At 43.1% G+C, this 12,104-nt stretch carries 11 protein-coding genes; 2 read left to right on the top strand and 9 right to left on the bottom strand.

Annotated elements, in window-relative coordinates:
- Positions 1 to 7: 7 nt before the first annotated feature.
- Positions 8 to 844, bottom strand: coding sequence for an undecaprenyl-diphosphate phosphatase (locus WKT08_RS09915; RefSeq protein ID WP_049485791.1), 837 nt, complete (start codon positions 842 to 844; stop codon positions 8 to 10).
- A gap of 108 nt (positions 845 to 952) precedes the next feature.
- On the bottom strand, positions 953 to 2,860 hold the full coding sequence (locus WKT08_RS09910; RefSeq protein WP_340281796.1) for a DUF2207 family protein: 1,908 nt from the start codon (positions 2,858 to 2,860) through the stop codon (positions 953 to 955).
- A 117-nt stretch (positions 2,861 to 2,977) separates the two neighbouring features.
- Between WKT08_RS09910 and WKT08_RS09905 the strand changes: the two genes are divergently transcribed.
- Positions 2,978 to 4,540 carry an ABC transporter substrate-binding protein/permease gene (locus WKT08_RS09905; RefSeq protein WP_070590528.1) on the top strand — a complete coding sequence of 521 codons (1,563 nt, stop codon included), beginning with the start codon at positions 2,978 to 2,980 and terminating at the stop codon, positions 4,538 to 4,540.
- Entirely contained in the window at positions 4,540 to 5,280 is a 741-nt protein-coding gene (locus WKT08_RS09900) for an amino acid ABC transporter ATP-binding protein (RefSeq protein ID WP_003010256.1), read from the top strand. Before WKT08_RS09905 ends, WKT08_RS09900 begins: the two co-directional genes overlap by 1 nt.
- Before the next feature lie 120 nt (positions 5,281 to 5,400).
- Here WKT08_RS09900 and WKT08_RS09895 read toward each other — a convergent pair whose 3' ends face one another.
- The 7 genes from WKT08_RS09895 to WKT08_RS09865 all read right to left on the bottom strand — a co-directional run bounded on the left by WKT08_RS09895 (position 5,401) and on the right by WKT08_RS09865 (position 12,104).
- Positions 5,401 to 5,616: a capsule biosynthesis transcriptional regulator gene (locus tag WKT08_RS09895; RefSeq protein WP_003004771.1), complete on the bottom strand. Its 216-nt coding sequence runs from the start codon at positions 5,614 to 5,616 to the stop codon at positions 5,401 to 5,403.
- A 108-nt stretch (positions 5,617 to 5,724) separates the two neighbouring features.
- On the bottom strand, positions 5,725 to 6,618 hold the full coding sequence (locus WKT08_RS09890; RefSeq protein WP_003010253.1) for an SPFH domain-containing protein: 894 nt from the start codon (positions 6,616 to 6,618) through the stop codon (positions 5,725 to 5,727).
- 110 nt (positions 6,619 to 6,728) lie between these two features.
- Complete coding sequence (gene ilvA / locus WKT08_RS09885) at positions 6,729 to 7,979, bottom strand: threonine ammonia-lyase IlvA (RefSeq protein ID WP_134974731.1); 1,251 nt, start codon at positions 7,977 to 7,979, stop codon at positions 6,729 to 6,731.
- Between the two features lie 76 nt (positions 7,980 to 8,055).
- Positions 8,056 to 9,078: a ketol-acid reductoisomerase gene (gene ilvC, locus WKT08_RS09880; protein ID WP_003004157.1), complete on the bottom strand. Its 1,023-nt coding sequence runs from the start codon at positions 9,076 to 9,078 to the stop codon at positions 8,056 to 8,058.
- A gap of 68 nt (positions 9,079 to 9,146) precedes the next feature.
- Complete coding sequence (gene ilvN / locus WKT08_RS09875) at positions 9,147 to 9,623, bottom strand: acetolactate synthase small subunit (protein WP_003010242.1); 477 nt, start codon at positions 9,621 to 9,623, stop codon at positions 9,147 to 9,149.
- Positions 9,616 to 11,316 carry an acetolactate synthase large subunit gene (locus tag WKT08_RS09870; protein WP_340281788.1) on the bottom strand — a complete coding sequence of 567 codons (1,701 nt, stop codon included), beginning with the start codon at positions 11,314 to 11,316 and terminating at the stop codon, positions 9,616 to 9,618. Before WKT08_RS09870 ends, ilvN begins: the two co-directional genes overlap by 8 nt.
- Before the next feature lie 188 nt (positions 11,317 to 11,504).
- Positions 11,505 to 12,104, bottom strand: a complete 600-nt coding sequence (locus WKT08_RS09865) for a response regulator transcription factor (RefSeq protein ID WP_340281786.1) — start codon at positions 12,102 to 12,104, stop codon at positions 11,505 to 11,507.

Here is a 12,104-nt window from a genome sequence, read left to right as displayed (position 1 = left end):
CCTTCTCTTAGAAAATAACACGGAAGAGTCCATACAATAGCAAGATGGAACCAAGAACAATCCGGTATTTCCCAAAGACGGTGAAATCATGATTTTTCACATAATCTGTCAAGAAGCGGATAGCGTACATGCTGACCACAAAGGCTACTCCCATCGCTACCAGTAGAATAAAAAGTTGCCCTAGTGCAAGTGAATGCCCGCCAAGAACGAATTTCCCAACCTTTAAGAGGCTAGCTCCAAACATAGCTGGAATCCCCAAATAAAAGGTAAATTCTGTCACCACTGGACGGCTAACACCATTGATCAAACCACCTACAATCGTAGCACCTGAACGGCTTGTTCCTGGAAATAGCGATAAAACTTGGAATAGTCCAATATAAAGAGCTGTTCGATAAGGTAACTTATGCAATTCCGTTACTGCTGGCTCAACCTGTTCCCGTCTTTCCAGATAGATAAAGGCAATCCCGTAGGTGATCAACATAATCGCAACGGAAATCGAATTGTGGAAATGCGCCTCAAACCAATCATCCAATTTAAAAACAAAGACAAGCGGGAGGGTTGCAACCGCAACTTTTGCCCATAATTGCCAAGTTCGACGTACTTCTAGTGGAGATTTCCCAGGTTTGAAGGGATACAATTTATCAAAATAAATCACCACAACTGCTAGAATCGCACCCAATTGGATCACGACATTGAACATCTCCATAAAGGCTGGATCTTGATTTTTAAACTGCACAAAATCCTGTAACAGAATCAAGTGACCTGTACTTGAGATCGGTAACCATTCTGTAATCCCCTCGACAATCCCAAAAAGAACCGCCTTGATTAATTCGATCAGAAACATCTTTTTCTCCTAAACTTACATTTGCTCTATTATATCATAAATCTATGGACTGGACCAGGCCCTCTAAACTAGAAGGGAAAGAGCGACCAAGACCATTCTCAGCGCTACTTAGAAGGCGCCAAAGCCTCCTCCGCCTCCTCCGCCAGAGAAACCTCCTCCACTACCAGAGGAAACTGTGAAATGACTAGCTGTCGATGCTGTCGATCCATAAGTAGACATGGCATGACTTGAGTGGGTCACATCATGATAGAACGGGGTGTAAACGAAGGCGTTTAAGGCTTGATTTTCTAAATGAATATTCCGAAGTTTCATGACCTTTGTAACCTGATCGGCTACACCATACAAGGCCGCATAAACCAATAAGCGGTTCCATAGGACCAGAGACTGCAACTCTGCATCGTTAAGGTGGGCAATTTCTTTCAACATCCGACCAAAACTATCCCAGTAATAGCGTTGCTCAGCTCCCGCAAGATTGACAACCCCATCTCGTAGGCAGGCCTTAAAGACACCATTGAAGCGCACTGGCATAAACCAAAGTATGAGGATCCCTATCAAACAAGGAACAGAGAACCAACCCATCCCAAAGATGGCAAAGATTTCTGCTCCAAGGGCGATAAACCAAGCAGCCCAACCAAAGAAGAGACTTCGTCTAGCTTGCGCTTCTTCTTTTGCTTCTAAAGGGCGATAGTAGCTTGGCAAATGGAGATCTTCCACCTTGCGATGAACATCTCGGGCCACTTGGTTGACAGCCGTATCAAAACGAGCCTGAGCCTTACTTCCTAGTGAACGAATCGCATCTTGATCTGCTTTTTTAGCATGTTTGTATACATCATCACTAAATTCATAATTCTCAAAGAGACGGTTAACAGGACAGGAAACTTGATCCCCAAAAGCCATATTCATAAAGGAGCGTTCAAAATCATCCACATGTCCATGAGACTTTCTCGTCAAAACGACTTCATTTCCTTGTTGCTCGTAGACAATCACTCCACGATCCATCAAATCCAGCAATGTAGCTTGAAGCATTTTTTCAAATGTAAACACTGGCGGAGTTGCCTTCTCTTTATTGGTCGGGGAGGCCTCGTCTAATTCAGCTGAATAAACAACCGAGCTCATGACAAGAGGTGCAATATCCTGTGGAATTTCATAAAGACGAGTATCGGTCGGATAGGTCACACCAGGCCAAATCATTTTTTTGAACCGATTGCGACCCAAGAGAGAAAGAAGCCAGAGTGCAATAATGAAGGCTGGCAAGATCCAGTTCCAAAACATGCGTGTCCAGTATTTTTCCTGTTCAATTTTAGCTTGGTTCTTGTGAAATTCATCCAATTTGGTCAATCCTGTATTTCGACCAGAATCATACAAAGTAGTTAGGTCTGACTTCAACCAGTAACCATACAACTCCACAGCCTTTCCTTTGCCTAGGTTATAGAAGGTGGCAGAATAGATTCCATCTTCTTTCTTTACAGTCACATCCGGTCCCATAAAGGCTGTATGGATATACAGTTCCGATTGGGCATTTGCGGGCGCGAACTTAGGAATAACACGAAATTGAACCTCGTCCACCTTCTGATCGCCATCTGTGATCGGTTTCCAGTTCAACTGCAAGATATCCTTGTGTGAATAAAGAAGATTTTTTAATTTCCATGTGACTTTTATTTTGACTGTATCTTGCGCTACACCACTGTTATAAATTTTCACTCGGTAGCCATCACCTAGATTCGTAATCTCGGGTTCTCTTTGAAGATCACGACCTTCCACCTCAACCTTTGGCGGTATCTCAATTGCAAAGCCTTGTGGCATGTTCCCGGCAGTTCCTAGGCTAACATACTGCCCTCTATAAGAATCTTTGAAATAATAAACCAGTTCTTCCTCATAGGTGGCGTCGTCCCAGGTATCCAAGGTCAAGGTTCCACCATAGTAAAGTACATCATAAGATGGGCTAGATGCATGGACATTCTGACTGACAAAAAGGCAGGCCAGAAAGGCGAAAAAAACATACAAATACTTTTTCATTTGATCACGCTCCTTTGTATTATTATAGCATTTTTTAAATAAAAAGAGGACCATGTTTGAAATGCAGCCTATTTTACTGTACAATAGGAGAAGTTAAAATAAGGAAGAGGAGAAAAAATGAAAAAAACATTATTCGCGCTCTTAACGGGGCTTTTCATTTGCCTGGGGATCACACAGGTTGCTCATGCAGATGACTATTTACGAATCGGAATGGAAGCGGCCTACGCTCCTTTCAACTGGACCCAAGAAGATGATGCAAATGGAGCTGTTAAAATTGACGGTACCAATCAATATGCCAATGGGTACGATGTCCAAATCGCCAAAAAAGTTGCTGAGGAGTTAGGTAAAAAACCTCTGATCGTAAAAACATCTTGGAACGGTTTAATTCCAGCCCTCACTTCTGGTAAAATCGATATGATTATCGCTGGGATGAGTCCAACCGCTGAACGTAAAAAAGAGGTCGCCTTCTCCAAGAGCTACTATACCAGTGAACCGGTCATGCTCGTTCGTAAAGATGGAAACTATGCAAACGCCACTAGTCTAGATGACTTTAAGGATGCAAAGGTCACCTCTCAACAAGGGGTCTACCTCTATTCTCTCATTTCCCAACTCAAGGGTGCGAAACAAGAAACTGCAATGGGTGATTTTGCCCAGATGCGTCAAGCTTTAGAATCGGGTGTTATTGATGCCTATGTTTCTGAACGTCCCGAAGCCCTAACCGCCGAGTCCGCTAATTCTAAATTTAAGATGATTCAATTCAAAAAAGGATTTGAAGTTGGGGAAGAAGATGCGACTATCGCTATCGGGATGAAGAAGGGTGACACTAGAATTGACCAAGTCAATGCCGCACTAGCTAAGATTTCGTCTGAAGACCAAGTCAAACTCATGGATGATATGATTAAGAAGCAACCAGCTTCCAGTGATGCTAGTGATGATAAGCAGACATTCTTTAGCCAAATGATGAAGATTTTAAAGGATAATGGCCCACAGTTCTTACGGGGAACTGGAATGACCCTCTTAATCTCTATGACTGGAACTATCGCTGGGTTGATTATCGGTTTGTTAATCGGTGTCTTCCGGACAGCTCCGAAGGCTAAAAATAAATTCCTTGCTGGATGCCAAACTGCCTTTGGTTGGTTCCTCAATGTCTACATTGAAATCTTCCGCGGAACTCCGATGATCGTTCAATCCATGGTCATTTTCTACGGTTCCGCCCAAGCCTTCAACATTTCCTTGGATCGTACCTGGGCCGCTATCTTTATCGTATCCATCAATACCGGAGCTTATATGAGTGAGATTGTTCGTGGTGGGATCTTAGCAGTGGATCCAGGTCAGTTTGAAGCAGCGACTGCTCTGGGAATGACCCATGGACAAACCATGCGCAAGGTCGTCCTTCCACAGGTTGTTCGCAATATCTTGCCAGCAACAGGGAATGAATTTGTCATTAACATCAAGGATACATCTGTTTTGAATGTTATCTCTGTAGTTGAACTGTACTTTACAGGAAATACGGTCGCAACTCAAAACTACCAATACTTCCCAACCTTTACGATCATTGCAGTGATTTACTTCGTCCTCACCTTTACTATCACACGAATTCTTCGCTACATCGAACGTCGTTTAGATTCTGACACCTACACTACAGGCGCCAATCAAATGCAAGTCAAGGAGGTGAAATAATGGCAGAAAAAATTCTTGAAATCCAACATTTAAAAAAATCCTATGGTCAAAATGAGGTTTTGAAAGATATTTCCCTTACGGTTGAAAAAGGAGAGGTAATCTCTATCATCGGGAGCTCTGGTAGCGGAAAATCAACCTTCCTTCGCTCCATCAATCTTCTAGAAACTCCTACAGCTGGAGAGATTCTCTATCGTGGACAAAATGTTCTTGATCCTGAGTATGATCTTACCCACTACCGCGAGAAATTAGGGATGGTTTTCCAAAGCTTTAATCTCTTCGAAAATTTAAACGTATTGGAAAACACGATCGTTGCACAAACGACCGTCCTCAAGCGTGATCGTGAGACTGCAGAGAAAGTTGCCAAAGAAAACCTTGAAAAAGTCGGTATGGGATCTCAATATTGGGCTGCCCGTCCGAAACAACTTTCAGGTGGTCAAAAGCAACGGGTCGCCATCGCACGCGCCCTCTCTATGGATCCTGATGCCATTCTCTTCGATGAACCGACTTCTGCCCTAGACCCAGAAATGGTTGGGGAAGTCTTGAAAATCATGCAGGACCTTGCAAAAGAAGGCCTGACCATGATTGTTGTCACCCACGAAATGGAATTTGCCCGCGATGTCTCTAGTCGGGTCATCTTCATGGACAAGGGTGTCATCGCTGAGCAAGGAGATCCAAAAGAAATCTTTAGCAATCCAAAAGAAGAACGGACCAAGGAATTCCTTCAACGCTTCTTACATTAATCTCTTGAAACAGTTTGCTTACCAGTATGGAAGCAAGCTGTTTTTTTGTACCGCTTCTGCTTTTGAGGCATAGAAAAAAACCAGAGAGGAAACTCTCTGGTTTTCAATTGGAACAACAAATTAATCTTCGAATTTTTGATGATTTTTGTCATAAAAATCAATCAATCCAAGTGCAGTTTCAAACGAGATATTCTTCACTTTTGCACGTCCTTGAGCCAAGGCAATGATAGACATTTCACGGGCATTTGTTTCTTTACTGATACGATATCCCGTAATTTTCTTATCGCGTACCCAACCAACAACTGATTCTACTTTTTCAAAGTTCGATTTAGCCATGATCTTTCTCCTATATTATTATTTCCAATACTAATATAAATTTTTTTGCACATTTTGTCAACTAAAATCGCTGAAAATACGAACCTTTTTTAAAAAATGAGAAAAAGTTTACTTTGCTTTCAGGGCTGATAATATTTGTGTACGAATGTTTTCGACGCCATCAGGGTTTGCTGGTAGGAAAATCGTATTATTCCCTTCTTTATCTGCAAAATTATTTAAGGTATCTAAGTACTGGTTGGTTAGGAGAATAGACATGATTTGTTCTTCGGTCAAGTCTACATTCGCACCTTTTAACTCTTTAATAGAGTCTGCCAATCCATCGACAATGGCCTTCCGTTGCTCGGCAATACCAACCCCGTGCAAACGGTCTTTTTCCGCCTCTGCTTCGGCAGCGGTAACGATCTTAATCTTGTCTGCTTCTGCCAATTCCTGAGCTGCCACGCGTTTTCTTTGCGCTGCATTGATCTCGTTCATGGATTGTTTCACTTCGGCATCTGGCTCAACTTTGGTGATCAAGGTTTTAACAATAATATATCCATAAGTTGACATTTCTTCTGCTACTTGTTTTTGAACTTCAAGAGCGATTTCATCTTTTTTCTCAAATAATTCATCCAAGGTCAACTTAGGCACAGAAGAACGAAGAGCATCTTCAATGTATGATTTAATCTGTGATTCTGGACGCATGAGTTTGTAGTAAGCATCCTTTACGTTGCTTTCGTTCACTCGGTATTGCGTCGCCACATTCATGGTAACGAACACGTTATCCTGAGTTTTTGTTTCAACCACGATCTCACTCTGCAAGACGCGCAATTGAACTCGTGCGGCAATTTTATCGATGCCAAAAGGCGCTCGCATATGAATGCCACTATCGCTAATTTTTTGATAACGTCCGAAACGCTCGATGATGGCAACTGATTGTTGCTTGACTACATATAGTGAGCTAATCACAATGAATCCTGCAACCATTAGCAAGAATAAAATAAAGATAAAAAATCCAGGCATAAAAAGTTCCTCCTTTTAATTTACGCATATCATATCACAAGTCTTCATAAAAAAGCAATATATTCCATAAAAATATATTGCTTAAATAGTCGATTATTTCTGCATGATACTCAGACCAGCATATTATAGAGAGTTTCATTGCCGTTCAAGTTAATGAAAGACGGATCAAAACGCTCGATACGGTTAACCAAACCTGCATAGTCATGCTTATTGGCCAAAGTAACCCCAATCAAGACAGGGCCTGTTCCCTTACTAGCACGCTTGATGTATTCAAAACGTGTAATATCATCATTTGGACCTAAGATATCATTTACAAATTCACGAAGGGCCCCTGGACGTTGTGGGAAATTGACGATAAAGTAGTGTTTGACCCCATCGTAGATCAAGGCCCGTTCTTCCATCTCAGGCATACGGTTGATATCATTATTCCCACCTGAGATAATACAACAAATGGTTTTCCCCTTGATGTATTCGCGTAAGATTTCAAGGGATGCCACACTGGCCGCTCCTGCTGGTTCAGCTACGATCCCTTGTTTGGAATAAAGATCAATCAAAGTCTCTGAAATCAAGCCTTCATCGACCCCAACCAAAGTTTCCACATGTTGACGGGTCACTTCATAAGTCAATTGTCCCACTTTTTGCACAGCAATCCCGTCTGCAAACTTATCGATTTCTGGTAATTTGACGGGACCACCTGCTTCAAAAGCAGCCTTCATGGAGCGGGCTCCTTCAGCCTCTACCCCAATGACTTCAATCCGAGGATCCGTTTCTTTGATGTAGGTAGACACACCTGAAATGAGCCCTCCTCCACCAACAGGAACGAGGACAGCATCAAAGTCAATCGACTCTTTTCGAGCTTCCTCAAGGATTTCATAAGCTACTGTCCCTTGACCTGCCTGTACATGTGGATCGTCAAATGGGTCAATAAAGGTTCGTTTTTCTGCAAGCGTAAATTCTTGTGCTGCCTTAGCTGAAGCATCGAAGGTATCCCCGACCAACTTGATCGTTACATAGTCCCCACCAAAGAAGCGGACTTGTCCAATCTTTTGTTGCGGTGTTGTAATCGGCATGAAGATAGTCGCAGGAATCTTCATTTCATTACAAGTATAGGCAACCCCTTGGGCATGGTTTCCTGCTGAAGCACAGACAACCCCACGCTCACGCTCCTCTTTTGATAGTTGAGAAATTGCAAAATACGCTCCACGAATCTTAAAAGAACGAACACGTTGGGCGTTTTCTTTTTTCAAATAAATCTTTGCCCCATATTTTTCAGATAAATAGTGGTCGTATTCAAGGGGCGTATTGACAACGACTCCACTTAATATTTTATGGGCCTTGGCCACATCTTTTGCTGTTATCATTTCATACCTCTGTTGCTGTGTATTGATCAAAAAAGCAAGCTAGGGTGTCCCAACTTGCTTAGTCTTCTACAGACAATTAGTTGTAGATTTTGAAGGCGTCATCGTCGTTTTGACCAACGAATGGCATTGCTTTACGCAATTCAGCACCAACTTTTTCAATTTCAAGTTCTTCAGCTTGTTTGCGGAAGGCTTTCAAACGTGGGAAACCAGCATCGTGGTCTTCAACGAATTCACGTGCAAATTTACCTGATTGGATATCAGCAAGGGCAGCTTTCATGTTTTCTTTTACTTCTGGACCGATAACACGTGGACCAGTTACGAAATCACCAAATTCTGCAGTATTTGAACATGATTGACGCATTTTCTTGAAGCCACCTTCGTAGATCAAGTCAACGATCAATTTCATTTCATGAAGTACTTCGAAGTAAGCCAATTCAGGTGCATAACCAGCTTCTGTCAAAACTTCAAATCCAGCTTCGATCAAGCTTGTCAAACCACCCATAAGAACGGCTTGTTCACCAAACAAATCTTCTTCTGTTTCTTCTTTGAAGGTTGTTGAAAGGAGACCAACACGTGCTGAACCAACACCTTTTGCCCAGTCCATTGCGATGTCTTTCGCGTTACCAGTAGCATCTTGGTAGACAGCGTAAAGTGCTGGTACACCAAATCCTTCAGTGTACGTACGACGTACCAAGTGACCTGGTCCTTTTGGTGCCACCATGAAGACATCTACGTCTTCAGGAGCTTTGATGTAACCAAAGTGGATATTGAAACCATGGGCAAAACCAAGAGCTTTACCAGCGCTCAAGTTTGGAGCGATTTCATCTTTGTAGATATCTTTTTGGATTTCGTCTGGTGCCAAGATCATGATGATATCAGCCAATTTAGTTGCTTCTGCAACTGGGTAAGCTTCAAATCCATCTTCTTTTGCTTTATCGAATGATTTACCAGGACGCACACCGATGATGACATCATGACCTGAATCACGCAAGTTTTGTGCGTGTGCATGACCTTGTGAACCATAACCGATTACGGCGATCTTTTTACCATCAAGTGCTGGTACTTTAACGTCTTTTTCGTATTCCATTTGAACTGCCATAAGTAAAATCTCTTTTCTATTTTATTATTTGCCTTTTTAAGGCGGAGTTAACAATGTTAAGGTGAGAATTAATCTCGAGTAAATCCAGTTGCACCGGTGCGGGCGATGTTTTTAATCCCATACGGCCGAATGACACGAATGAGGGCTTCGCTCTTTTCTGCATTTCCCGTCATTTGAACGGTGATAGAGCTTGGGGCTACATCGACCACGGTCGCACGGAAAGGTTGAATAATGGCCAAGATTTCCGCCCGCTTCTCAGCAGGTGCAGAAACTTTCACCAGGATCACTTCGCGCTCCAAGTGTGGTTTATCAGTGATATCCCGGACACGGATCACATCCACTTGGCGGTTGAGCTGTTTGATGATTTGCTCTACTTCATCATGCGAAGCAACATCAATGATAATGGTAATCCGCGATACATTAGGGTTTTCTGTTGCGCCAACAGAGATACTTTCGATATTGACTTGACGTCTCGACAAGACTCCAGTAAAGCGGTTCAGAACACCTGATCGGTTTTGAAGTTTGGCTGTTAACATTCTACGCATTAAACTTCACCCCCAACATCTCATGATTACTCTTACCAGCTGGTACCATCGGCAAGACATGCTCTTTCCGAGAAATGTCTACTTCGATGAACATTGGTACATCTTCTGTGATGACTTCCAAATCCTTCTCAAGAGTTTCAGGATTATCAAATTTATAATTCTTGATCCCGTAAGCTTGCGCCATCAATTGGAAATCCGGAAGGCTATCAAAGACTGACTCTGACGTCCGACCATCATAGAAGGCTTCTTGCCATTGGCGGACCATCCCAAGCGAGTGGTTGTTGAGCATAACGACCTTGATCGGAACCTTATAAATATTTAAGATCGCCAATTCTTGGTTGGTCATTTGGAAACCACCATCTCCGACAAAGAGAACAACTTCTTTATCTGGATTGGCAATTTTCGCTCCGATAGCTGCAGGAACACCGAATCCCATCGTTCCTAGACCACCAGATGTTACCAATTGGCGCTCATTTTGGTAAGGATAGTATTGAGCAGCCCACATTTGGTGTTGTCCAACGTCTGTGACGACAATAGCGTCCCCCTTGGTCAACTCTCCGATGCGTTCAATCACAGCTTGTGGCTGTACAACCCGTTCCTTCTTGTCGTATGAACGAACCCGGTTCTTATCTTGGGTCACCTTTTCGATCCATTTTTCTGTATTGTTATGAACCGTCGGCTCTGCTAGCAACTGCTGCAAGGCCTTCTTCGCATCGCCAACCACAGGAATGTCGACAGCAATGATCTTACCAATCTCTGCAGGATCAATGTCGATATGGGCAATCTTAGCATTTTTAGCGAAAGTCTTTGGATTCCCTGTCAAACGGTCATCAAATCGACAACCAACACTGATCATGAAATCCGTCTCTGTCATAGCGATATTGGCCGCGAAGGATCCATGCATCCCTCCCATCCCTAGGAAAAGAGGATGACTGGTCGCAATCGTTCCTTGACCTAACAGACTGGTCACTACCGGAATCTGATAGCGCTCTGCTAGAGCAATCAACTCTTTTGCAGCTCCAGCGTAACTCACCCCACCACCAGCAAGAAGAACTGGTTTTTTAGCCTTACTCAATTGCTTCAAAATCTTTTTGATCTGCAATTCATTGGGTTCAATGGTAGGCTGGTAGCTTGGAAGCTTCACACTTGGTTCATAGATGAAATCTGTCTCTAAAGCAGACACATCCTTTGGAAGGTCAATTACCACAGGGCCAGGGCGTCCAGTCGTCGCAATATGGACAGCTTCTGTGATAATTCGCGGAATATCTGCCGTCTCACGTACTTGATAGTTGTACTTGGTGATGGGCATGGTAATTCCCACAATATCTGCTTCTTGGAAGGCGTCTTTCCCGATCCCAGCACGATTGACTTGACCAGTGAAGACTAATAAGGGAACGCTATCGCTCATGGCATCTGCAATCCCTGTAATGGCATTGGTCGCCCCCGGTCCACTAGTGACGACTGCGACACCCAGCTTTCCAGTTGATTTGGCGTAGCCTTCAGCCTCATGCAAGCATCCTTGTTCATGACGACCCAAGATATGCTGGATACCCTCAAAGCTATAGATGGCATCGTATAAAGGCAAAACCGCTCCACCAGGATAACCAAAAATCGTGTCAATGCCCAAATCACGCAGGGTTTCAAGAACGAGCTCTGAACCGGTTTTTGCAGTTTCTAAGGTAATTTTCTCCATGTCTCTCCTTTCCAGTACTTTGTATATCAAATTAGCATGCTACTATCATACCATTTTTAGAAAATATTTCAAGGAAAAATAGTAAATTTTCTGAATTTTCTATCCAAATCCGAAGAATGAGAGTTTTTCTAAAAATGCTAGGTCTATCACAAAAAAAGTCTCTAGGAAACCCTAGAAACTTTTCTTCCTTATAACCAACCCTTTTCTTGGGCAATTTTTGCCGCCTCAGTCCGGTTTTCCGCATCCAACTTGGTCAGAATGGCTGACATATAATTGCGGATGGTCCCGTTTGAGAGGAATAAGCGATCAGCAATTTCTTGGTTAGAAGCCCCTTTTGCGACTTCTTTTAAAACTGCCTTTTCTTGAGTGCTTAGAGGATTGGGATGGGTCAAGATCCCTTCCATTAATTCAGGCGAATATTCTTTTTGCCCTGCTAAAACTGCATGAAGAGTCGCCATCAAATCCGTAATGCGGCGTTCTTTTAAGACATAGGCATCCACTCCAGCCTTGAGGGCCCGCTCGAAATAGCCCGGCCGCTTAAAAGTGGTAACGATGACGACCTTGAGCTGGGGTTGTTGACTTTTAGCCCATTCCAACACCTCTAACCCTGTTTTGATGGGCATTTCGATATCTAAAATCGCAATATCGACTGGATGTGTTTCGAGTAAATGAATAGCCTCTTGCCCATCGCCAGCCTGCAAGACATCTTCCACATCCTCTTGTAGGAGCAAGAGCTGGCAGAGCGCATCGCGCAACATACTTTGGTCTTCAGCAACTAATAAACGCAT

Origin of the sequence: Streptococcus sp. HCA-5024 (assembly GCF_037890265.1) — a bacterium.
GTDB classification, from domain to species: domain Bacteria; phylum Bacillota; class Bacilli; order Lactobacillales; family Streptococcaceae; genus Streptococcus; species Streptococcus lingualis.
Note: the sequence above shows the minus strand (reverse complement) of the source record. Positions and strands in the feature narration are given on the sequence as shown.